The organism is Streptomyces sp. YKOK-I1, assembly GCF_054660435.1.
In genome coordinates this window covers 4,322,486-4,345,666 of the sequence record NZ_BAAGDR010000001.1, presented here as the reverse complement: position 1 = coordinate 4,345,666, position 23,181 = coordinate 4,322,486, and the positions used below count along the sequence as shown (strand labels likewise).

18 protein-coding genes are annotated in these 23,181 nt (G+C 72.8%); 11 read left to right on the top strand and 7 right to left on the bottom strand.

Annotation, left to right across the window (positions count from 1 at the left end):
• Positions 1 to 221: 221 nt before the first annotated feature.
• Together ACYQ8Q_RS18870 and ACYQ8Q_RS18865 are read right to left on the bottom strand one after the other, a co-directional pair.
• Complete coding sequence (locus ACYQ8Q_RS18870; RefSeq protein ID WP_460066375.1) at positions 222 to 1,355, bottom strand: LCP family protein; 1,134 nt, start codon at positions 1,353 to 1,355, stop codon at positions 222 to 224.
• A gap of 205 nt (positions 1,356 to 1,560) precedes the next feature.
• Entirely contained in the window at positions 1,561 to 2,319 is a 759-nt protein-coding gene (locus ACYQ8Q_RS18865) for a TIGR03089 family protein (protein ID WP_460066373.1), read from the bottom strand.
• A 161-nt stretch (positions 2,320 to 2,480) separates the two neighbouring features.
• On the opposite strand from ACYQ8Q_RS18865, the gene ACYQ8Q_RS18860 reads away from it, so the two are divergent.
• Together ACYQ8Q_RS18860 and manB are read left to right on the top strand one after the other, a co-directional pair.
• Positions 2,481 to 3,968, top strand: a complete 1,488-nt coding sequence (locus ACYQ8Q_RS18860; protein WP_460066371.1) for a peptidoglycan recognition protein family protein — start codon at positions 2,481 to 2,483, stop codon at positions 3,966 to 3,968.
• Between the two features lie 266 nt (positions 3,969 to 4,234).
• Complete coding sequence (gene manB / locus ACYQ8Q_RS18855) at positions 4,235 to 5,317, top strand: mannose-1-phosphate guanylyltransferase (RefSeq protein ID WP_460066369.1); 1,083 nt, start codon at positions 4,235 to 4,237, stop codon at positions 5,315 to 5,317.
• A gap of 427 nt (positions 5,318 to 5,744) precedes the next feature.
• On the opposite strand, the gene ACYQ8Q_RS18850 is transcribed toward manB, so the two are convergent.
• The 4 genes from ACYQ8Q_RS18850 to ACYQ8Q_RS18835 all read right to left on the bottom strand — a co-directional run bounded on the left by ACYQ8Q_RS18850 (position 5,745) and on the right by ACYQ8Q_RS18835 (position 9,780).
• On the bottom strand, positions 5,745 to 6,761 hold the full coding sequence (locus tag ACYQ8Q_RS18850; RefSeq protein WP_460066366.1) for a DNA-3-methyladenine glycosylase family protein: 1,017 nt from the start codon (positions 6,759 to 6,761) through the stop codon (positions 5,745 to 5,747).
• Positions 6,762 to 6,835: 74 nt separating this feature from the next.
• On the bottom strand, positions 6,836 to 8,191 hold the full coding sequence (locus tag ACYQ8Q_RS18845; RefSeq protein ID WP_460066363.1) for a coenzyme F420-0:L-glutamate ligase: 1,356 nt from the start codon (positions 8,189 to 8,191) through the stop codon (positions 6,836 to 6,838).
• Positions 8,188 to 9,147 carry a 2-phospho-L-lactate transferase gene (gene cofD, locus ACYQ8Q_RS18840; protein WP_460066361.1) on the bottom strand — a complete coding sequence of 320 codons (960 nt, stop codon included), beginning with the start codon at positions 9,145 to 9,147 and terminating at the stop codon, positions 8,188 to 8,190. The genes ACYQ8Q_RS18845 and cofD overlap by 4 nt, the downstream gene beginning before the upstream one ends.
• A 120-nt stretch (positions 9,148 to 9,267) precedes the next feature.
• Positions 9,268 to 9,780: a cysteine dioxygenase gene (locus ACYQ8Q_RS18835; RefSeq protein ID WP_460066359.1), complete on the bottom strand. Its 513-nt coding sequence runs from the start codon at positions 9,778 to 9,780 to the stop codon at positions 9,268 to 9,270.
• A gap of 708 nt (positions 9,781 to 10,488) precedes the next feature.
• Here ACYQ8Q_RS18835 and ACYQ8Q_RS18830 point away from each other — a divergent pair.
• The 3 genes from ACYQ8Q_RS18830 (at position 10,489) to ACYQ8Q_RS18820 (ending at position 16,133) form a co-directional block, all read left to right on the top strand.
• Complete coding sequence (locus ACYQ8Q_RS18830; protein ID WP_030792866.1) at positions 10,489 to 10,752, top strand: WhiB family transcriptional regulator; 264 nt, start codon at positions 10,489 to 10,491, stop codon at positions 10,750 to 10,752.
• A gap of 216 nt (positions 10,753 to 10,968) precedes the next feature.
• Positions 10,969 to 14,658 (top strand): glycosyltransferase, encoded by a 3,690-nt coding sequence (locus ACYQ8Q_RS18825; RefSeq protein WP_460066357.1) that lies wholly within the window; start codon positions 10,969 to 10,971, stop codon positions 14,656 to 14,658.
• Positions 14,655 to 16,133: a DUF5719 family protein gene (locus tag ACYQ8Q_RS18820; RefSeq protein WP_460066354.1), complete on the top strand. Its 1,479-nt coding sequence runs from the start codon at positions 14,655 to 14,657 to the stop codon at positions 16,131 to 16,133. Before ACYQ8Q_RS18825 ends, ACYQ8Q_RS18820 begins: the two co-directional genes overlap by 4 nt.
• Before the next feature lie 55 nt (positions 16,134 to 16,188).
• On the opposite strand, the gene ACYQ8Q_RS18815 is transcribed toward ACYQ8Q_RS18820, so the two are convergent.
• Positions 16,189 to 16,641, bottom strand: a complete 453-nt coding sequence (locus tag ACYQ8Q_RS18815; protein ID WP_340378401.1) for a metallopeptidase family protein — start codon at positions 16,639 to 16,641, stop codon at positions 16,189 to 16,191.
• A 262-nt stretch (positions 16,642 to 16,903) separates the two neighbouring features.
• On the opposite strand from ACYQ8Q_RS18815, the gene ACYQ8Q_RS18810 reads away from it, so the two are divergent.
• The 6 genes from ACYQ8Q_RS18810 to ACYQ8Q_RS18785 all read left to right on the top strand — a co-directional run bounded on the left by ACYQ8Q_RS18810 (position 16,904) and on the right by ACYQ8Q_RS18785 (position 23,124).
• Positions 16,904 to 17,326 carry a DUF3499 domain-containing protein gene (locus ACYQ8Q_RS18810; RefSeq protein WP_059196228.1) on the top strand — a complete coding sequence of 141 codons (423 nt, stop codon included), beginning with the start codon at positions 16,904 to 16,906 and terminating at the stop codon, positions 17,324 to 17,326.
• Positions 17,327 to 17,615: 289 nt separating this feature from the next.
• Positions 17,616 to 18,980, top strand: coding sequence for a phosphomannomutase/phosphoglucomutase (locus ACYQ8Q_RS18805; protein WP_460066350.1), 1,365 nt, complete (start codon positions 17,616 to 17,618; stop codon positions 18,978 to 18,980).
• Positions 18,981 to 19,179: 199 nt separating this feature from the next.
• A complete protein-coding gene (locus ACYQ8Q_RS18800) occupies positions 19,180 to 19,350 on the top strand; it encodes a Trm112 family protein (protein WP_460066348.1) in 171 nt (56 codons plus the stop codon).
• A 281-nt stretch (positions 19,351 to 19,631) separates the two neighbouring features.
• Positions 19,632 to 20,765: an SIS domain-containing protein gene (locus tag ACYQ8Q_RS18795; RefSeq protein ID WP_460066347.1), complete on the top strand. Its 1,134-nt coding sequence runs from the start codon at positions 19,632 to 19,634 to the stop codon at positions 20,763 to 20,765.
• 86 nt (positions 20,766 to 20,851) lie between these two features.
• Positions 20,852 to 22,003, top strand: coding sequence for a mannose-6-phosphate isomerase, class I (gene manA, locus ACYQ8Q_RS18790; RefSeq protein WP_460066346.1), 1,152 nt, complete (start codon positions 20,852 to 20,854; stop codon positions 22,001 to 22,003).
• Between the two features lie 140 nt (positions 22,004 to 22,143).
• Positions 22,144 to 23,124 carry a cation diffusion facilitator family transporter gene (locus ACYQ8Q_RS18785; RefSeq protein WP_460066343.1) on the top strand — a complete coding sequence of 327 codons (981 nt, stop codon included), beginning with the start codon at positions 22,144 to 22,146 and terminating at the stop codon, positions 23,122 to 23,124.
• Positions 23,125 to 23,181: the final 57 nt, after the last annotated feature.

Sequence of the window (23,181 nt, the reverse complement as noted above, 5' to 3'; positions counted from 1 at the left end):
TCCAGGCGCTCGGGTCGTCTCGGTCACTCAGTCACAAGTCGGTCACATCAGTGCACGACCCCAGGACAGACCAAGTGGCCGGGTGCACCGGATCGCTCACACTATCCGCCCGGTTCGACGTGGGGCGACGACCGTGACACATTCCACGTCCCTACAACCGGGCAATCCGCCTCAATTCCCTGGGCCTGATGTCATCCAGGGGTCCCGACTTGGCAAGCGCTTTACCCGCAACCGCCCTCGGCGGCGGTGCTGCCGCGGAACGTAGGGGCCGGTGGGGAGGGGGAAGGGCCCTTCAGGATGTACGGACCGTGTGCACCCGACTCCACTCTCCCTGAATTCATGGGAAGTTTCTTAGAAACCACGACGGGCCCGTCGATGCGCAGTTGTTCGAAGAGTTTCTCCGCCGCCGGCTCGACCAGTTGGTCGCGATTGGCGTTGTAGACGTACGACTCCCGCGGAACGGTCAGGAATTGCACATGTTCGGCGGGAATGTCGCCCAGACCGCGCACCAGTTCATAGAGGCCACGCAGACTCGCCAGCTCCGGGTCGGTGGTGAGCGCGGACGTGGCCGCGTCCAGCAGCGGATACAGCTTCACCGGATTCAGCAGGACGTCACTGCTCCGCACCTTGTTGACGAGCGCCGCGAGGAACCGCTGCTGCCGGTCCATCCGCTCGGTGTCGCTGCCGTCCCCGAGGGACTTGCGGGCCCGGACGTACCCCAGCGCCTGCTCCCCGTCGAGCGTCACCTCCCCGGCGGGCAGCCGCAGCTTGGCGGCCTTGTCGACGACGGGCTCCGCTACGCACACCTTCACCCCGTCCACCGCGTCGACGATGTCCTTGAACCCGCTGAAGTCGACGACGACGTGATGATCGATCCGCACCCCGGTCAGCTTCTCCACGGTCCGGACCGTGCAGGCGGAGCCTCCGGTCTCGAAGGCGTGATTGAACATGGCGAACACCGGCCGGGTCCGCGACCCGTCCGCCCGCCGGCAGGCCGGCACGTCCACCATCAGATCCCGGGGCACGGACACCGCGGTCGCCCGGTGCCGCCCGCCCGACAGATGCAGCAGGATCGTGGTGTCCGACCGCTCGGTGCCGGAGTCCGTCCCGTACCGCCCGTTGTCCTCCCCGGCCCGCGAGTCCGACCCGATGACCAGCACGTTCTGCGCGTCCTTGACGAGGGCTGCCGGCCGCTCCTTCGCATACCGGGCGAGCTCGGCAGCGGCCGCCTCGTCGGGCGTGATGTTCCCGTCGAGCTGGGTGTAGAGCACCCACCCGACCCCACCGCTGCCCACCACCAGCACGGCAAGCACCCCGACCCCGTACACCAGCCACCGCCGACGCGTGCCACGCATGTCCGTCTCACCCCCTGTACGAGAGCGCAGTGCCGTTCCTACGACGATGACGCGAGGGGAGCGGGGGTGCGGGCGGGGGTGGGCCGAACGGGTGAGGGGGTCAGGGCTCTTCCAGCCCGTCCGGCGTTTGAGGACGAGGCCGTTCAGGCCGACCGGGGGTCCAGGGGGCGGAGCCCCCTGGCACGGGAGGCGACCCCACACCCGCCTACCGGGAAACCGCCGTCACCCGCTCGCTCTCGATCCGCCGGTCCACCGTCTCCTCCCCGGCCCGCCCCAGATTCCGGCACAGCACCACGGACCCCCCACTGGCCAACGGCGCGTACAGCCCCGCCGCGAGCCCCTCCCAGGTGTCGTACGGCAGCCCCGACAGCAACCGCGACCCGGGCCCCGTCAGTCCGAGTCCCGCCGCCCCGTCCCGCGCCCGCTCCACGATCTCCGCCCCGCTGTACTCCGCCCCGGCCACGACCAGCCCCGCCGCCTCGGGGTCGACGGGCGCGTACGCCATGAACCGGTCCCCGTACGTCGGCACCTCCACGGCGTAGTCGGCGTACCCCTGCGGCGGCCCCGGCACGAACCGCCGCCCGAGCGGCGCGAGCGAGAGCGCGTACCGCTCCCCGCCGCACGCCAGCCCCTCCTCGAACCGCCCCGGCCCGGCCACCACGAAGTCCGCCCGCGCCGGATCCCCGTCCATGTCCGCGACCACGCCCACCGACGCGCACGCCAGCAGCCACACCGCCGTCTGCCAGTGCGCGGGCAGCAGCAGCGCGACCCGGTCGCCGGGCTCGGCGGACATGCCGTCCTGGAGGAGGTTGGAGGTCTTGGCCACCCAGTTGGCGAAGGTGGCCACGGACAATTCGACCCGCTCGCCCGTGGCGTCGTCGTAGAAGGTCACGAGGGGACGCGCGGGATCCGCGGCGAGCGCGGAACGCAGCAGGTCGGCAGGGGTGCGATCGGTGACGTTCACCCGCGCAAGCGTACGCGCCGCCCCGGTGCCGCACCCGCCGCCGTGCCACCGGTTCGGCCGAACGCCCGGCGCCCGGGCGCCACCGGTTCGGCGGAACGCTCCCGACGGCCCGTCATATCCCCGATGGACAGATATGTATGACTCTGCCCAGGATCGTTCGCATGCGTGGATTGCTAGCTACTTCGATCGGTGTCACCTGTGCGGCCGCCCTCGCCCTGCCACTGACGTCGCCCGCCACGGCGGCGGCAGTGCGACCGGCGCCGACCGCGGAGGCCGGCACCGAGGCCGCCAGGGCAGCCGCCCTCCCCGGCAGCACCCAGTCACTGCCCCTCACCCCCCTCACCCGCGACCGCGCCCTGGGCTCCGCCGACCGGGGCACACAGCGCACGGACGTCCACCGCTTCTCCCTCCTGGGCGTCGTCTGGGACGACCCGGACGCCGAACTGCACGGCCGTGTCCAGGTCCGCACCCGGCCGGCCGACGGCGACGCCTGGTCCGGCTGGCAGGACGTGGAGACGCACAACGCCGACCACGGCGCCGACCCGGGCACCGCCGAACGCACCTCGGGCCATGTCCGCGGCGCCACCGCCCCCCTGTGGGTCGGCGACTCCGACGGCGTCGAGGTCCGCGTCCACCCCGACGCCTCCCTCCCGGCCGGCCTGCGCCTGGAGCTGGTCGACCCCGGGGCCGCCGCCCCCGTGCACGTCCCCGTGGCCCCGCGCAGCCGAGCCCTGCCGGCCGCCCCGGCGACCACGGGGCTGTCCACGGCCGAGCGCTCGGCCTCCGCCGCCAACGCGCCCCTCGCCCGACTGGGCGCCACAAGGATCACGGCCCTGAACCGCGAACAGACGCGACGCGAACTCGCAACGAAGGAGACGAAGAAGACGAAGAAGACGAAGAAGTCGAAGAAGACGGCAAAGACGGCAAAGACGGGGAAGACGAAGCAGACGGGGAAGACGAAGCAGACGGGGATGACGAAGCAGGCGGGGATGACGAAGCAGGCGGGGATGACGAAGCAGGCGGGGAAGCACCGCGCGGCCCCCTACATCGGCCCCCGTCCGAGCATCGTCACCCGCCGCGGCTGGGGCGCGGACGAGAGCATGCGGGAGGCGGGCTTCCGCTACACCACCACGGTGAAGGCCGCCTTCGTCCACCACACGGCCACCGGCAACAACTACACCTGCGCACAGGCCCCGTCCGTGATCCGCGGCATCTACCGCTACCACGTCAAGAGCATGGGCTGGCGCGACATCGGCTACAACTTCCTCATCGACAAGTGCGGAACGATCTACGAGGGCCGCGCCGGCGGTGTGGCCAAGGCCGTCATGGGCGCCCACACTCTCGGCTTCAACACCAACAGCATGGGCGTCGCCGTCCTCGGCACGTTCACCTCCGCCAAGCCGAACTCGGCCACCGTCAAGGCCGTCGCGCGTCTGACGGCATGGAAACTCGGTCTCTTCGGGGCGAATCCGAAAGGCAAGACATACCTGAAGTCCGGAGGCGGGAATCTGTACGCCAAGGGAAAGAACGTACGACTGAATGTGATCTCCGGTCACCGTGACGGGTTCGCCACGGAATGCCCGGGCAAGCAGCTCTACGGCAAGCTCGGCACGGCCCGTTCGACCGCGGCGACCTACCAGGGCCGCTGAGGGGGCGCCACGGCCGGGCGTTCCGGGGGTCAGGGGAGGCCCCCGGAACCGACCGCGCCGGCCCGGCGGCGCACCGCACCGGAACCGCACCCGAACGGCCGGAGAACACATCCAGGTGGGGGCACATTTCATCAGCCGTCGGGGGGACAGTCTCCTCGGGACTGGGACGGAACACCGCACGGCCTGGAAAGCGCCACACAACGGTCTGCATACACTGGCCGGTCGAATGACAGTTCGGCCGGTCCCGGCAGGAAGCAGAGACGAAGGTGACAGAAGCGATCCTCCTGGTCGGCGGCAAGGGCACCCGACTGCGCCCGCTCACGGTGCACACGCCCAAGCCCATGGTCAGGGCGGCGGGGGTGCCTTTCCTCACGCACCAGTTGGCGCGGGCGAAGGCGGCGGGGGTGGACCACATCGTCCTCGCGACGAGCTATCTCGCGGAGGTCTTCGAGCCGTACTTCGGCGACGGCTCGTCCCTGGGCCTGCACATCGAGTACGTGACGGAGGAGGAGCCCCTCGGCACGGGCGGCGCGATCCGCAACGTGGCGTCCCGCCTGCACTCGGCCCCCGACGACCCGGTGCTGGTCTTCAACGGCGACATCCTCACGGGCCTGGACATCAGAAGACTGGTGGCCACCCACCAGGAGACGGCGGCGGACGTGTCGCTGCACCTGACGAAGGTGACGGACCCCCGCGCCTACGGTCTGGTCCCCACGGACGAGACGGGCCGGGTCCTGGCGTTCCTCGAGAAGCCGGAGACCCCCGAGGAGATCGTCACCGACCAGATCAACGCGGGCGCGTACGTCTTCCGCCGCTCGGTCATCGACACGATCCCGCAGGGCCGCCCGGTCTCGGTGGAACGCGAGACGTTCCCCGACCTGCTGGCGGCCGGGGCCCACCTCCAGGGAATGGTGGACTCCACGTACTGGCTGGACCTGGGCACTCCCGCGGCCTTCGTACGAGGCTCCGCGGACCTGGTCCTGGGGCGCGCCCCGTCCCCCGCCGTCCCCGGCCGCTGCGGCGACCGTCTGATCCTCCCCACGGCCCGGGTCGCGGCGGACGCCAAGCTCACCGGCGGCACGGTGGTCGGCGAGGGTGCCTTCGTGGCGGAGGGCGCGCGGGTCTTCGGCTCCACGATCCTCCCCGGCGCCGTCATCGAACCCGGCGCCGTCATCACGGACTCCCTCATCGGCACCCGGGCCCGCGTGGGCGAACGCTCCGTCCTCACCGGCACGGTCATCGGCGACGGCGCGATCATCGGCCCCGACAACGAACTCCGCGAGGGCGCCCGGGTCTGGTGCGACGCCCGCATCCCCGCAGGAGCGGTCCGCTTCTCCTCGGACCAGTAACCGCAGCCGCCGGAAGGCCCACCTCTCGACGCCGGCCGCGGCAAGCCAGCCCGCCCGGCGTTCGAGAGGCTCTCGATCAGGGACGTCGCATCTCCGCGCCGGTCCACTTTCCTCAACCCGTCCGGCCTCCGAGGGGCGCGGCTCTCGATCAGGGGTGTCGCTTCTCCGCACTGGTCCGTTTTCCTCAGCCTGTCCGGCCTCCGAGGGGTGCGGCTCTCGATCAGGGGTGTCGCTTCTCCGCACTGGTCCGTTTTCCTCAGCCCGTCCGGCCTCTGAGGGGTGCGGCTCTCGATCAGGGGTGTCGCTTCTCCGCGCCGGTCCGTTTTCCTCAGCCCGTCCGGCGTTTGAGGACGAGGCCCGTTCAGGGCCGATCGGGGGTCCAGGGGGCGCAGCCCCCTGGAATCGGGGCCGAAGGGGCGGAGCCCCTTCACAGCGCCCCGATGTCCCCCCGCCGCATCCGCGGAGCCCTCCGCTCCGGCCCCCGCCCGCTCAACAGGATCAACCGAGCGGCCCGATGCCGCTGCCCCGCATACGGCTCCAACAACTCCAGCATCACCTCGTCGTCCGCCTCCCGGTCCCCGGCCAGCGCCCACCCCACGATCCCCGGCAGATGCAGATCCCCCACCGTCACCGCGTCCGCCGCCCCATGACTGCGCTGCACGGTCTCCGCCGAGGTCCACGGCCCGATCCCCGCCACCAGCTCCAGCCGGGCCCGCGCATCCTCCGCGGACATCCCCACCGCCTCCTCCATCCGCCGCGCCACCCGCACCGCCCGCAGAATCGTCGACGCCCGCTTGTTGTCGACCCCCGCCCGGTGCCACTCCCACGACGGAATCAACGCCCATGTCCGCGCCGGGGGCATCACCCACAGCCGTCCGCCCGCCGCGGGCCCTGGCGCCGGCTCCCCGAACTTCCGCACCAGCAACCGCCACGCCCGGTAGGCCTCGTCGGTCGTGACCTTCTGCTCCAGAATCGACGGGATCAACGACTCCAGCACCAGCCCGGTCCGCGTCAACCGCAGCCCCGGCCGCCGGTGCCACGCGTGCGCCACCACCCGATGCCTCGGCACGAACACCTCCGGCTCGTCACCGGCGCCCAGCAGCTCGGGCAGCCCCTCCAGCAGCCACTGGGCCCCCGGCCCCCACGCCTCTCCCCGTACGGCACCCCCGCCGGCCACCACCGACACCCGCAGGGTCCCCGCCCCGGCGGGCGTCAGACTGGCCCGCCACACCGACCCGTCCGGCATCGCCCGGAACGTCGGATCCCCGGGCCCCCGCCGCAACGGCCCCAGCACCAGCCCCAGATCGACCGGCCCCCGCGGCACCCACTCCCGCACCCTCCCCGGCGCGCCGACGTCGTCCCGCGCCGCCGGCCGCGCGGGCACGGGAACATGCCCGCCGCGCACGGTCGTACGCGTGGACCTGGGTGCGAAACGTCCTGCCACGATGCCAGTCCCGATGCCGGAGATCCGATGGAAGCCGATGGAAGCCGGTGGAAGCCCTGCCCGCCGACCGTGTCTCACCTCACCTCGATGAACCCCTCCACCTCTCGTACGCCCCTCTCCCGCGGCTCCTCGGCCGCGTGCCCGACGGCCACCGCTCCCATCGGGTCCCACCCCTGCGGCAGTTCCAGCACCTCCCGCACCACATCCCGACAGAACATCGTCGACGACACCCACGCCGATCCCAGCCGCTCCCCGGCAAGCGCCACCAGGAGGTTCTGCACCCCGGCCCCGGTCGCGACGACGAACATCTCCCGCTCGGCCCCGTCCCGCCGCGCGTCGCCGTAGGTGTGGGAGCCGTCCATCACCAGACACGGGACCACCAGGTAGGGCGCGTTGCGCAGGACGTCCCCCCGCCGCACCCGCTTGGCGATCGACTCCTCGGACTTCCCGTCCCGCCGCAGATCCGCGATCCACGCGTCCCGCATCGCGTCCAGCAGCCGGGTCCGTGACTCCCGCGACTCCAGCAGCACGAACCGCCACGGCGTGGTGTGGTGCGGCGCCGGCGCCGTGACCGCCGCGGCGACCGCCCGCCGTACCGCACCGGGATCCACCGGCTCGTCGGTGAAGGCCCGCACGGTCCGCCGCTGTGTCACCGCCAGCCGCACCGCCTCCGAGGTCCCCAGCCGGAACATGTCGTCCCGCGCCCCGCGCACCAGCGCCGAAGCGCCCTCCCCGAAGCCGGAGCCGTCAGGGCCCTCAGGGCCGTCGGAGCCGGCAGAGCCGTCGGCGGGCGCCACCACGACATGCGCCAGCCCCCGCACCACGGCCACGGGCAGCCCGGCCGCCTTCCCCTTCACCAGGTCACCGGCCGCCGCCAGTTCGTCCGCCGTCGCGACGACCGTCGCGCTCAGCGGATTGCCGTACGCGTCCGTGCCCCCGCGCAGATCGTCCAGCACCCGCACCCCGGCGGCGCCGATCGCCACGTCCGTGAGCCCCGCCCGCCAGGGCCGCCCGAAGGTGTCGGTGACGACGACCCCGACCTCGACGCCGAGCGCGTCGCGCAGCCCGTCCCGGATCGCCCGCGCGGACGCGTCCGGATCCTCGGGCAGCAACAGCACCGTCCCGGAAGGGGTGTTGGAGGCGTCGACACCCGCCGCCGCCATGATCAGCCCCTGCCGGTTCTCCACGATCCGCAACGTCCCGCGCCGCGCCACGACCCGTACCGTCTCGGCGTCGATCGCGGCCTCCCGGTCGTCCGCCCGGACGATCCGGCCCTCCGCCTTGGACACGATCTTCGACGTCACCAGCAGCACGTCCCCGTCGGCGAGAGCGGGCTCGGCGGCGGCGATCAGCTTGGCGATGTCGTCCCCGTCCTGCACCTCGGGCAGCCCGGGGACGGCCCACACCCGGTACCCCTGCTCACCGCTCACGCCGTCCGCACCTCCTCCGCCAGCTCCAGCGCCTCCCGGGCCATCCGCGCGGTCGCGTCGAGATCGCTCATCATCAGCGGTACGGCCCGGCAGCGGATGCCGGCCGCCTCGATCCGCTCCACCGATCCCGCGTCCACGGTGTCCACGAGCCAGCCGTCCAGCAGCCCCGAGCCGTAGTGCTCAGCGACCGCGGCGGCCGTCGACTCCACACCGACCGCGGCGAGCACCTTGTCGGCCATGCCCCGCACGGGCGCGTCCCCGACGATGGGGGACAGGCCCACCACCGGGACCCCGGCCTCGGCGATCGCCTCACGGATGCCGGGCACGGCGAGGATGGTGCCCACGGAGACGACCGGGTTCGACGGCGGGAACAGGACGACGTCCGCCGCGGCGATCGCCTCCAGCACCCCCGGCGCGGGCTTCGCCTGCTCCGCGCCCACCGGCACGACCGCCTCGGCCGGCACCGACGCCCTCAGCCGCACCCAGTACTCCTGGAAGTGCACGGCCCGGCGCTCGCCGTCGATCTCGACCGCGACATGCGTCTCCACCCGGTCGTCCGTCATCGGGATCAGCCGCACCCCGGGCTTCCACCGGTCGCACAACGCCTCGGTCACCGCGCTCAGCGGGTACCCGGCGCCGATCATCTGCGTCCGCACGATGTGCGTGGCGAAGTCCCGGTCGCCGAGCCCGAACCACTCCGGCCCGACGCCGTACGCCGCGAGCTCCTCCTTCACCCGGAAGGACTCCTCGGCCCGGCCCCAGCCCTGTTCCTCGTCGATGCCGCCGCCGAGCGTGTACATCACGGTGTCGAGGTCCGGGCAGACCTTCAGCCCGAAGAGATGGATGTCGTCGCCGGTGTTGCCGATGACGGTGATGTCCGCGTCCGGCACGGCCCGCTTCAGACCACGCAGGAACCGGGCACCGCCGATGCCGCCTGCCAGAACCACAATGCGCATGGAAGCCAGTCTCGCAGGCCCCGCGGACAACCCGCCCGGCGGTTGTGGACAACCCCCCGCCTGTGGACAAACCCGACCACCCGTACGAGTCACGGCCCTCCCGCACCGGCCGCGGCAGTCCTACGCGCCGACGGCGTCCACCGTGTCGTACGTCTCCCGCGCCGTGCACGCCGTGTGGTGCATGGGCATCTCGGTGAGCCCGGGGAAGTACACGTGGAGGCTCACCGCCGGCTCCAGCGCGTCGTTGACCACGTCGTGCGCGTACCCCGGCGCGAACACCCGCTGCGCGCCCGCCCCCAGTACCCGCTTGCCCCGCTCGGTGCGCTCGGTCAGCTCGCCGTCCAGGACGGTCAGCACGCCGGAGGAGCGGCCGTGGTCGTGCAGCCCGCTGCCCTGACCGGGCACCCAGGACAGCAGCCACACCTCGTAGCCCGGGCCGGTGCGCAGCCGGTGGTACCAGCGGCTCGCCGCGTCGTAGCGGACGAGGTGCTCCCACGCGGCGCGGTCGCCGGCGATCGAGCGGGCCAGGCCGACGAACTCGGCCACGGTGGCCGGGTGCTCGCGGGGGGCCTGGAGGAGGTGGGGGACTTCGAGGATGTCGCCGGCGATCTGGAGGTCGCTGTCGCTGTTCATGGGGTGGGGTGGTTCCTCGGCGGAAGAGTGGGGGGCGGCTGGGAGTCGCGTGCCGTCCACCCGGATCACGGGTGGATCAGGGGTGCCCTGGTGCGGGCCGAAGGGAAACAGCACCGGGCCGTAGTGGACCCGGGAGGAGCAGCAGCCGGAGCGCGTTGGGCTCAACAGCTGGAACAGCAACAACAGCTACAGCGAGCACGAGCAGCACCGTGGGACCCGGCGGAGCGGGTCGAGGTGAGTGCCGAGTTCGCGAGCATGCCCACAAGGACATCGGTTCACACCTGCCGGTGTCAACTCGACGCCCGGTATGTGGGACACCGTTCACCTCATCCGGTGCATCTGAGAGGTGAAAGGTTTGTGCGCAAGGCCACCGGGACACACGAGGCACAAGTCCGGACGCGTGAGCCGTTGTGACGCAACGGGATCGAACTTATGGGCGTCCTTCCCCGTGGAAGCACTGTGCGGGGTCCGCCCCTCCAGGGCCCCATCTGCATGTCAAGGTTTATGGCGATTTGAACACTTACCGCACGGCCTTGGTTCCGCAGAGTGAATAAGGGGCTCAATAGCAGATCTCGGCTTGACTCGCCCGGAGCAGCACACTTGTAATTTCACTCGTGTCGTTCAGCCGACATCGGTAATGGGCCAAGGCGCCGACATCGGTAAACGGCCAGGTACACGGGGACGCGAAAGACAGAGCGAGGGGCGCACATGACCGAGCTGGTGCAGCAACTGCTGGTCGACGACGCGGGCGAGGAACTCGGCTGGCAGGAGCGCGCACTGTGCGCCCAGACCGACCCCGAGTCCTTCTTCCCCGAGAAGGGCGGCTCGACCCGCGAGGCCAAGAAGGTCTGTCTCGCCTGCGAGGTCCGCTCCGAATGCCTCGAGTACGCACTCGCCAACGACGAGCGCTTCGGCATCTGGGGCGGTCTGTCCGAGCGCGAGCGCCGCAGGCTGAAGAAGGCCGCCGTCTGACGGACGGGCCCCGCCCGGACACGAGCCGCCCCCCGGGGTGCGCGGCGCCCGGCCCGGGCGGACGTGGCTGTGAACGGCCCGTCGCAGGTGGGTTGTCCACAGGCGGCGGGCCGCCGTCCTGCCCAGCCGATAGTGTGGTCGCTCGTCCGAGACACCCCGCCGCTCTCACGCGGCGCAGGCGTCCACCACGTCCACCGAACCGGGGCCCGTACCTCGATGTCCGCGCACAGCCACCCGGCAGGCCACCAAGGCGGCGCTGCCACACCTGAGTTTCCGCGTCATGTCGTCACCGCGGTCCTCGTCTCCCACGACGGTGCCCGCTGGCTGCCCGACGCGCTCGCCGGGCTGCTCGGCCAGGAGCGCCCCGTCCAGTCCGTCATGGCCGCCGACACCGGCAGCTCGGACGACTCCGCCCGCCTGGTCACCGAGGCCCTCGGCGACGACCGCGTGCTGCACCTGGCCCGGCGCACCGGCTTCGGCCAGGCCGTCGAGGAGGCCAACCGCACCGCACCGGTCCTCACCCCCGAGGAACTGCCGTACCTGAAGCGGCCCAGCGGCTGGGACCCCGTCACGCGCACGTGGCGCGACGACGCCTACGACCTGCCCGAGCTCCCGCACGGCGAACCGGTCCAGTGGCTGTGGCTGCTGCACGACGACTGCGCCCCCGAGCCCGACGCCCTCGCCGAACTCCTGCGCGTCGTGGACAACGAACTCGAACTGGGCCGCGACGACGTGGCCGTCGTCGGCCCCAAGCTCCGCGGCTGGTACGACCGCCGCCAGCTCCTCGAGGTCGGCGTCACCATCGCCTCCTCCGGCCGCCGCTGGACCGGCCTGGACCGCCGCGAACAGGACCAGGGACAGCACGACCACGTCCGGCCCGTGCTGTCCGTGTCCACCGCCGGCATGCTGATCCGCCGCGACGTCTTCGAGGAACTCGGCGGCTTCGACCGCCGGCTGCCCCTCATGCGCGACGACGTCGACCTGTGCTGGCGCGCCACCGCCGCCGGCCACCGCGTCCTCGTCGCCCCCGAAGCCGTCGTACGACATGCCGAGGCCGCCTCCCGCGAGCGCCGCGCCGTCGACTGCGCCGGCCGCACCACCGCCTCCCCGCACAAGGTCGACAAGGCCGGCGCCGTCTACACCCTCCTCGTCAACAGCCGTACGGCGCAGCTGCCCTGGATCCTGCTGCGCCTGGTCCTCGGCACCCTGCTGCGCACCGTCGCCTACCTCGTCGGCAAGGTCCCGGGACAGGCCCTCGACGAGATCCGCGGCCTGCTCGGCACCCTCCTGCGGCCCGAACGGATCATCGCCGGACGCCGCAGGCGCGGCACACCCCAGATCGACAAGGGCGAACTGCGCCCCCTGTTCCCGCCGCCCGGCGCGACCGTACGGGCCACCGTCGAACAGGTCGCCGGCGACCTCTTCGGCTCCTCCGACACCGAGACCGCCGGCGGCGCCGGACGGCACGGCGGCGGACTGGAGTCCGGCCCCGGCGGCGACGACGCCGACTTCCTCGAGATCGAACAGTTCGCCCGCCTCAAGCGCATCGCCCGCAAACCCGGCCCGGTGCTCTTCCTGGTCCTGCTGCTCGTCTCCCTCGTCGCCTGCCGCAACCTCCTGGGCGGCGGCGCCCTCTCCGGCGGCGCCCTGCTGCCCGCCCCGGCCGACGCCTCCGAACTCTGGTCGCGCTACCTCGACGCCTGGCACCCGGTCGGCGCCGGCGGCACCCCCTCCGCCCCGCCCTACCTCGCGATCGTCGCGACCCTCGCCACCCTCCTGTTCGGCTCCACCGGCCTCGCCCTCACCCTGCTGCTCGTCTGCTCGGTGCCGCTGGCCGGCTTCACCGCCTACTTCGCCTCCCGCCCCCTCGTCGAGTCCCGCCTCCTGCGCGCCTGGGCCGCCGTCGTCTACGCCTTCCTGCCCGCCGCCACCGGCGCCCTCGCCGGCGGCCGCGTCGGCACCGCCGTCCTGGCCGTCCTGCTGCCGCTCATCGCCCGCGCGGGAGCCGCCGCGAGCGGCCTGACGCACACCTCCGGCGCCCGCGGCAGCTGGCGCGCCACCTGGGCGTACGCCCTGCTCCTGACGATCACCACCGCGTTCACCCCGATCGTCTGGCCCCTCGCGCTGGTCCTCGGCCTCGCCGTGCTGGCCGTGCGCCGCACCGACATCACCGCCTACGGCCTGCGCTTCCTGGCCCAGCTCGGCACCCCCCTGCTGATCCTCGCGCCCTGGTCGCTGACCCTGCTCCCGTTCGGCTTCTTCACCCAGGCCGGACTCGACCACGCCCCGTCCACCGCCTCCGCTCTCGACCTGCTCGCCGCCAGCCCCGGCGGACCCGGCACCGTCGACGGGCTGATGCTCATCGGCGTCGTCCTGGCCGCCCTCGCCGCCCTGCTGCGCGGCGAGCGCCAGTTCGGCATCTGGACGGCCTGGGCCGTCGCCCTGGTGGCACTCGTCTTCGCGGTCCTGTCCAACAACTCCACCTGGGCCGGACCCGCCACCCTCGTCTACGGCATCGCGCTCCTGGCCGCCGCCGTCCTCGGCGCCGACGGCGCACGCACGCGTGTCGCCGAACAGAGCTTCGGCTGGCGCCAGCCCGTCGCCGCCCTCATCGCGTTCGCCTCCGCCGCGGGCCCCCTGCTGCTCGCCGCCGGCTGGATGATCGGCGGCGCCGACGGCCCCCTGGAGCGCCGCGACCCCGTCCAGGTCCCCGCGTTCGTCGCCGAGGAGGCCGGCAACCGCGACCAGTCCCGCACCCTCGTCCTCGACAGCGACTCCACCGCCCACGTCGACTACATGCTGGTCCGCGGCTCCGGCGCCCGCCTCGGCGACGCCGAACTCGCCGCGGCCGACGGCGAGAACCCGCAGCTCGACAAGGTCGTCGCCAACCTCGTCGCCGGCTCCGGCGCCGACCAGACCGACCAGCTCGGCAAGTTCGCCGTCGGATACGTCCTCGTCCACAAGGGCGCCCCCCGCGACGTCACCCGCGTCCTGGACGCCACCCCCGGCCTGAAGCGGCTCAGCCAGCAGGACGGCAGCGCCCTGTGGCGGGTCGGCCAGGAGGTCTCCCGCGCGGCCGTCGTCACCGAGTCCGGCAAGGGCACGGCGACCCCGGTCGCCGCCGGCCCGGTCGACATCCACACCACGATCCCGGCGGGCTCCGAGGGCCGGATCCTGCGCCTGGCCGACGCCGCCGCCGAGGGCTGGACCGCCACCCTGGACGGCAAGCCGCTCACCCGCACCACCGTCGACGGCTGGGCGCAGGGCTTCGAACTGCCCGCCTCCGGCGGCAGGCTCGACGTCGCCTACGACGACCCGTTCACCCACACCGCCTGGCTGTGGGCACAGGGCTTCCTGGCCCTGGTCCTCGTCGTCCTCGCCCTGCCCGGCCGCCGCCGCGACGTCGACGACGACCTCCCCGAGGAGGAGCTCGCCGAGGACCGGCCCGCCGAGGGCGAGGGCCGCCGCGCCCGCAGGCTGCGCGCCCAGGCCGAGGAGACGGAGGAACCCGCCCTCCAGGACGACGACTTCCCGTCCCTTCCTGAGGAGGAGACCCCGCAGGACACGCCGGACCAGACCCCCGTCGCCCTCCCGCAGCAGCAGACGTACGGCGAGTGGGACCAGCCGAGCCACGCGGGCGCCGAGTACGGCGGCTACCAGGGCGAGCAGTACCAGGGCGCCCAGCAGTACCCGGCGGGCGGCTACGACCAGCAGTCCTACGACCCCTACCAGGCCGGCCAGTACGACCCCTACGCCTACGACGGCCAGGGCACACAGGCGCCGTACGAACAGACGTACGGCTACGACCAGGGCTACGGCAACCAGGGCTACGACCCCGCCTACGACCCGGCGCAGCAGCACCCCCATGGCACCGGCAGCGAGCGTCCCGACGGGAGCCAGCAGTGAACCGCACCACCCTGTCCCTGATCGCCGGCACGGCAGCGCTCGCCGCCGTCACCGGGTTCGCCACGCTCAACGAGCCCAAGGGCGCAGGCGCGGACGACCCGGTAAAGGCCGCCGCCGTCCTGCCCGTGGAGCGCACCAGCCTGCTCTGCCCGGCGCCCAGCACCTCCGACATCGCCCAGACGTCGTACACGTCGTTCACCCCCGTCACCAAGGGCACGGGCAACGACGGCACGGCCGAACTCGTCGCCGCAACCGGGGACAACAAGACCGGCAAGAAGTCCGAGAAGTCCGTCGTGAGCCCCAAGTCGCCCGGCACCCCCGCCACCGGCGACACCGACGGCGGGGAGTCGCCCGCGCTCATGGGCACCGCCGAGGGAAAGTTCGCGCCCGGCTGGACCGTCCAGGAGACCACCGAGGTCGCCGCCGGCTCCGGCCGCGGCCTGCTGGGCGTCACCTGCACCCCCGCGGACACGGAGTTCTGGTTCCCCGGCGCCAGCACGGCGGCCGACCGTACGGACTACGTCCACCTCACCAACCCGGACGACTCCGCCGCCGTCGCCGACATCGAGCTCTACGGCAAGGACGGCGCCCTGCAGACCACGGTGGGGGAGGGCATCACGGTCCCGCCGCACTCCAGCGAGCCGATCCTGCTGTCCACGCTCACCGGCGACAAGGAGGACGACCTCACCGTCCACGTCAACGTCCGCAGCGGCCGCGTGGGCGCGGCGGTGCAGGCCCTGGACGACAAGCTCGGCGGCGACTGGCTGGCCGCCGCCACCGACCCCGCGGCCGGCCTGGTCATCCCCGGCATCCCCAAGGACGCCACCGCGGTCCGGCTCATCGCCTACGCGCCGGGGGACGCCGACGCCGACCTGAAGGTCCAACTCGCCTCCCCGAGCGGCCTGATCACCCCGGCCGGGCACGAGACCGTGCACGTCAAGGGAGGCATGACGACCGCCGTCGACCTCGGCGACGTCACGCGCGGCGAGGCGGGCTCGATCGTCCTGACACCCACCGACCGGTCGGTGCCGGTCGTAGCGGCCGTCCGGGTGCTGCGCGGCAAGGGCGCGAACCAGGAGTCGGCGTTCATCCCCGCGTCCGCCCCGGTCGGCACGCGCGCGTCCGCCGCCGACAACACCGCCAAGGGCTCCACCCTCTCTCTGACCGCCCCCAAGGGCACCGCCAAGGTGAAGGTCACCGCGTCCACGGGCAGCGAGGGCGGAACGTCCGCCTCCAAGACGTACACGATCAAGTCCGGTACGACCCAGGACGTCGAACTCCCCGTCGCCTCCGGCCTGAAGGGCACCTTCGCCCTGACCGTCGAACCCCTCACCGACACCCCCGTCTACGCCGCCCGCACCCTGGCGGCGACCGAGGAGGGCGTCCCCGGCTTCACGATCCAGACCCTCCCGGACGACCGGGGCACGGTGGAGGTCCCCCGGGCGGACGAGAACATGGCGGTGCTGCAGAAGTGACCCGACCGGGTCGGGGGCGCCCCGACCCGGTCGGCCGCGAAGAGGGAGACGGTGGTCAGTCCTCGTCGCCGTAGCGCGGATCCACCGTCTCCGGGGTCAGCCCCAGCAACTCCGCCACCTGCTCCACAACCACCTCGTGCACCAGCGCGGCCCGTTCGTCGCGCCCCTTGGTGCGGATCTCGACCGGGCGCCGGTAGACGACCACCCGCGCCCGCCGCCCCTCACGCGCGGGAACCGTCCCGCCGAGGGGCACCGCCTCGTCGTTCCACGGCTCGCCGGCCGCGGCCGGGCGCGGCACCTCCAGCACCATGAAGTCGATCTCGGCAAGCTGCGGCCAACGCCGCTCCAGCCGCTCCACGGAGTCCTGCACCAGATCGGCGAACGCGTCGGCACGGCTCGCGGCCAACGGCACCTGAGGGGGCGCGATCGGTCCCCGCATGCCGCGGCCGTGGCGATCACGGCGGCGGGGTCCGGGGCCTGCGGCACGGGGTGGTACGGGGCTGTCCATCACTACTGAAGGGTAGACCCCGCCACGACCTGCCGTCCGGCCCCACGCCCCTGTCGCAGGATGACCATTCCAGCCAAGGTTGGGCTCGATTCCGTATCTCTCCGAGACCGGTGAACTCATGGCAATTGATGCTGTTTGTACCGCCCGGCGATGGCGAGGCTTCGTCTTCTTCTCGTCAATGACTGGTGTTCGCGCAGGTCAGCGGGGTATGACTGGAGAGGCCCGTGGGGCGTTTCACAACACGACACGGTGGAGTGACCTGGTGGAGAGTCGTCGCGGCCCGCTCAAGAGTGCGGTACCGTCCAACGTCGTGAGCCCTGTACGTCGCTGTTCGCGAACCGCCTGCGGCCGACCCGCCGTCGCGACGCTGACGTACGTCTACGCCGACTCGACCGCGGTCCTCGGCCCGCTCGCCACCTATGCCGAGCCCCACTGCTACGACCTGTGCGCCGAGCACTCCGAGCGCCTCACCGCCCCGCGCGGCTGGGAGGTCGTCCGACTGCTCGACGGTTCGGCTCCCGCACGGCCCAGTGGTGACGATCTGGAAGCGCTTGCCAACGCCGTCCGCGAGGCGGCCCGCCCGCAGGAGCGCGCGGCCCAGGCCGGTGGCGGCGGACGCGGCGCGGACCCGATGGAGGTCGCCCGCCGCGGCCACCTGCGCGTCCTGCGCTCACCGGACAACTGAGCCTCCGTAAGCCCCCTTCGCCCGGCACCTCCTGACGCCCCGTCGGCGCTTGCCGACCGCACGCACGGTCCCGCGCTCCGGCCGACTCCCGCGAAACCGCTTTCTTCGAGGGTGGACGCCAACACGGGCGACCTGACGCCCCGACAGGACGGGCCGGCCTTCTCCCCGGGTGCCCCGGGTTGGTGCGCAAGGTTACTTATGCGGGTCCACTGCGCGGGCGCACAGCCGTCACCGAACCCTTCCGGGTAGTTTGTGGCGACTGAAGCAGGACTTCCAGGAAGGGTGGCCCGTGGCTGCTGATCTGTCGCAGATCGTAAAGGCGTACGACGTCCGCGGGGTGGTCCCGGACCAGTGGGACGAGTCCGTCGCCGAACTTTTCGGCGCGGCCTTCGCCCGGGTGACCGGCGCCGAGGCGATCGTCGTCGGCCACGACATGCGCCCCTCCTCGCCCGGCCTGAGCGGCGCCTTCGCGCGCGGGGCGGCCGCACTCGGCGTCGACGTCACCGAGATCGGCCTGTGCTCCACGGACCAGCTCTACTACGCCTCCGGCGCCCTCGACCGGCCCGGCGCCATGTTCACCGCCTCGCACAACCCCGCCCGGTACAACGGCATCAAGCTCTGCCGCGCCGGCGCCGCCCCCGTCGGCCAGGACACCGGGCTGGTGGACATCCGCGACCTGGTGGAGCGCTGGACGGACACCGGTGCGCCCGAGGCCGCCGCCGTGCCGGGAACCCTCACCCGGACCGACACGTTGAAGGACTACGCGGCGCACCTGCGCTCACTCGTCGACCTGACCTCCATCCGCCCCCTGAAGGTCGTGGTCGACGCGGGCAACGGCATGGGCGGCCACACCGTCCCCACCGTGTTCGACGGCCTCCCCCTCACCGTCGTCCCCCTGTACTTCGAACTCGACGGCACCTTCCCGAACCACGAGGCCAACCCCCTCGACCCGGCCAACCTCGTGGACCTGCAACAGCGCGTCCGCGAGGAGTCCGCCGACCTCGGCCTCGCCTTCGACGGCGACGCCGACCGCTGCTTCGTCGTCGACGAGCACGGCGACCCGGTCTCCCCGTCCGCGATCACGGCACTGGTCGCCGCCCGCGAACTCGCCCGCAACGGAGGCCGGGGCACGGTCATCCACAACCTGATCACCTCCCGGACCGTCCCCGAGGTGATCGAGGAGAACGGCGGCAGCCCCGTCCGCACCCGCGTCGGCCACTCCTTCATCAAGGCCGAGATGGCCCGCCACGGCGCGATCTTCGGCGGCGAGCACTCCGCCCACTACTACTTCAAGGACTTCTGGAACGCCGACACCGGCATGCTGGCGGCCCTCCACGTCCTGGCGGCCCTCGGCGGCCAGAGCGGCCCCCTGTCCTCCCTCGTGGCCGCATACGACCGCTACACCGGCTCCGGCGAGATCAACTCCACGGTCGCCGACCAGGCGGACCGCATCGCCGCGATCAAGGCCGCCTACACCGGCGTTCCCGACGTCACCCTCGACGAACTCGACGGCCTCACCGTCTCCACCCCCGACTGGTGGTTCAACGTCCGCCCCTCCAACACCGAACCCCTCCTGCGCCTCAACGCCGAGGCCCGCGACGAACCCACCATGACCAAGATCAGGGACGAGGCTCTGGCGATCATCCGCGCCTGAGAACGCCCCGCGGGGCTCGCGGGCCGAGCGGCACGCGACCCCGCCCGGGGAGGCCTGCCCCCAGAGGCCGGCGGCGAAGCCCCTGGCGAGCGGGCCGCGCAAGGGCGGCGGGGCGGCACCACCCACCACCCCACCCCCACCGGCGGTACGCTGACCAGGCGCATCCAGCCACCCCCGCACGCACCCGAAGGGACACCTCATGCCGCTCGAAGCCGGCCTCCTGGAGATCCTCGCCTGCCCGGCCTGCCACGCCCCCCTCAAGGAGCAGGAGGAGGAGCTGATCTGCACCGGCCAGGACTGCGGTCTGGCGTACCCCGTCCGCGACGGCATCCCCGTCCTCCTCGTCGACGAGGCCCGCCGCCCCGCGTAACGACGGCGAGGCCGCTGCACCCAGCGCGACCCCAGCTCGCGACGCCGGCCCACCCGCGCCGCCCGGCCCGGGCCGCCGACACCGCCGTAGCACCCCAACCGGCCCCACGGCCTGAACCAGCCCCACGGTCCGAAACCCTGGCCCCACGGCCCGAACCGGGCCCCACGGCCCGAACCGGGCCCCCACGGCCCGAAGCCGCGGCACCCGGCCGGAAACAGCACCACAGCGGATCCACCCCCCGGCACCCCGACGACCCCCCCGGCGATCGGAGACCCCCCGCCATGCTCGACGACTCACTGCTCGACACGCCGGAGGCCCTCGCCGAGGCCGACCGCCGAGCCCTCCTGCGCGGCGCCGCCGAAGCCGGCGCCCGCGTCCGCACCGCCGCCCGCCACGCCGCCGAAGCCGGGGTGAACGACCTCAAGCCCGACGGCCGCCCCCGCGCCATCCTCATCGCGGGCCCCGGCGCCGCCGCCACCTGCGTCGCCGACCTCCTCGGCACCCTCGCCGGCGCCTCCTGCCCCGTCATCCGGCTCGCCCCCAGCGGCGTCGCCCCCGCCGCGGGCGCCCTGCGCTGGGAACTCCCCGGCTGGGCCGGCTCCGTCGACCTCCTCCTCATCGCCACCCCCGACGGCACCGAACCCGGACTCGCCCTCCTCGCCGAACAGGCCTACCGCCGAGGCTGCACCGTCGTCGCCGTCGCCCCCGCCCGCACCCCCCTCACCGACGCCGCCGACGCCGCGCACGGCCTCTTCGTACCGATGGCGACCGCCCCGTACGAACACGACGAACAACCCCCCGTCGCCGCCTCCGCCCCCGGCGTCCTGTGGGCCCTGCTCACCCCCCTCCTCGCGCTCCTCGACCGCATCGCGCTGCTCTCCGCCCCCGCCGACGCCCTCGAGAAGGTCGCCGACCGCCTCGACCAGGTCGCCGAACGCTGCGGCCCCGCCATCGCCACCTACAGCAACCCGGCGAAGACCCTGGCCGCCGAACTCGCCGACGCCCTCCCGGTGATCTGGACCGAAGGCGCCTCCGCCGGCCCCGCCGGCCGCCGCTTCGCCTCCGCCCTCGCCGAACTCGCCGGCCGCCCCGCCCTCGTCGCCGAGCTCCCCGAGGCGCTCGCCGAGCACAGCGCCCTCCTCGCCGGCCCCCTCGCCGCCAGCGCCGACCCCGACGACTTCTTCCGCGACCGCGTCGAGGAAGCCCCCGCCCTGCACGCGCGCGTGGTGCTCCTGCGCGACCGCCCCCTCGGCGGCCTCACCGCCGCCCCCTCCGCCCGCGACCTGGCCCTCAGCCACGACACCCCGATCAGCGAGCTCGAACCCGACGACGGCGACGAACTCGTCACCCTCGCCGAACTGATCGCCACCACGGATTTCGCCGCCGTTTACCTGGCGCTCGCCTCACAGGCCTGATCTGGAGCCCCACCCACGCGTGCCGCGCGGGGCCCCACCCCAGCACGACCAGACAAGCAGCGCCGGACAGACAGGCAGAGAACCCGATGGACCGCCTCGACAACACCATCCGCCCCTACGCCTGGGGTTCCCCCACCGCCATCCCGCACCTCCTCGGCACCGAGCCGACCGGCGAACCCCAGGCGGAGATGTGGATGGGCGCCCACCCCGGCGCCCCCTCCCGCACCGAACGCGGCACCCTCGTCGAGGTGATCGACACCGACCCGCAGCGCGCACTCGGCGACCGCGCGGTGGCCCGGTTCGGCCCCCGCCTGCCCTTCCTCCTCAAGCTCCTCGCCGCCGGCGCCCCCCTCTCCCTCCAGGTCCACCCCGACCTCGCCCAGGCCAAGGAGGGCTACGACGACGAGGAGCGCCGCGGCATCCCCGTGGACGCCCCCCACCGCAACTACAAGGACGCCAACCACAAGCCCGAACTCATCTGCGCCCTCACCGAGTTCGACGGCCTGTGCGGCTTCCGGCACCCCCTGCAGGCCGCCGCCCTCCTCGACGGCCTCGGCGTCGACTCCCTCAAGCCGTACGTCGACCTCCTGCACGCCCACCCCGAAGAGGCCGCCCTGCGCGAGGTCCTCACCGCCGTCCTCACCGCCGACCCCGACGACATGGCCCACACGGTCACGGCCGCCGCGGCCGCCTGCGACCGCCTCGGCGGCGACTACACCCCCTACGCCGGCATCGCCCACCACTACCCCGGCGACCCCGGCGTCATCGCCGCCATGCTCCTCAACCACGTCCGGCTTCAGCCAGGCGAAGCCCTCTTCCTCGGCGCCGGCATCCCGCACGCCTACCTGAGCGGCCTCGGCGTCGAGATCATGGCCAACTCCGACAACGTCCTGCGCTGCGGCCTCACCCCCAAGCACGTCGACGTCCCCGAACTCCTGCGCATCGTCCGCTTCGAACCCGGCGACCCCGGCGTCCTGCGCCCCGAAGCCTCCCCCGACGGCGAAGAGGTCTACGAGACCCCCATCGACGAGTTCCGCCTCTCCCGCTACGTCCTCCCCGAGGGCTCCGACCCCCACGACCTCACCCGCGAGACCCCGCAGATCCTCCTCTGCACCGCCGGAACGGTACGAGCCGGAGACCACGAACTCGCCCCCGGCCAGTCGGTCTTCGTCCCCGCAGGCGAGAAGGCCGAGGTGTCCGGAGCCGGAACCCTCTTCCGCGCCACGGTGATTGTCTGACCGCGCGGGTGGACACCTGACGAACCGCCGCCGGACAGGGCTGCAACAATGGCCCACCGGCAAAGGCCGGGCAAAGAGACCCCGGACGGCGAACAGGACGTACGAGACACGTACGTGAGGCGAAGGGACAACGCGAACACATGAGCGCGTCAGGCGGCACCAGGGCGATCGTGGCGGCACTCGGCGCCAACCTCGCCATCGCGGCATCCAAATTCGTGGCGTTCGCCTTCAGCGGCTCCTCCTCGATGCTCGCCGAAGGCGTCCACTCGCTCGCCGACTCCGGCAACCAGGCACTCCTCCTCGTCGGCGGCAAGAAGGCCCAGCGCGAAGCCACCCCCCAGCACCCCTTCGGCTACGGCCGCGAGCGCTACATCTACGCCTTCCTCGTCTCCATCGTCCTCTTCTCCGTCGGCGGCATGTTCGCCATCTACGAGGGCTACGAGAAGATCAAGCACCCCCACGAGATCGAGCACTGGTACTGGCCGGTAGGCGTCCTCGTCTTCGCGATCATCGCCGAGGGCTTCTCCTTCCGCACCGCCATCAAGGAGTCCAACGAACTCCGCGGCTCCCTCTCCTGGTCCCAGTTCGTCCGCCGCGCCAAGGCCCCCGAACTCCCCGTCGTCCTCCTCGAGGACTTCGGCGCCCTCATCGGCCTCGTCCTCGCCCTCGGCGGCGTCGGCCTCGCCCTCCTCACCGGCGACGGCATCTGGGACGGCATCGGCACCGTCTGCATCGGCATCCTCCTCGTCCTGATCGCCCTCGTCCTCGCCGCCGAGACCAAGTCCCTCCTCCTCGGCGAGGCCGCCGGCCTCGAAGAGGTCCAGAAGATCGAAGCCGCCATCGTCGACGGCCGCACCGTCACCGGCATCATCCACATGCGCACCCTCCACCTCGGCCCCGAGGAACTCCTCGTCGCCGCCAAGATCGCCGTCCGGCACGACGACACCGCCGCCCAGGTCGCCACCGCCATCGACGCCGCCGAGGCCCGCATCCGCGAGGCCGTGCCCATCGCCCGGGTCATCTACCTCGAACCCGACATCTACAGCGAGACCGAAGCCGCCAAGGGCCCCGACCCCGCGGCCACCCCCGGCGGCCCCGACCGGCACCCCGCCGACCACTGACCACCCCGGACACCACCCGACAGGGCCCGCCGCACCACCGGCCGGCCCTGTCGCCTT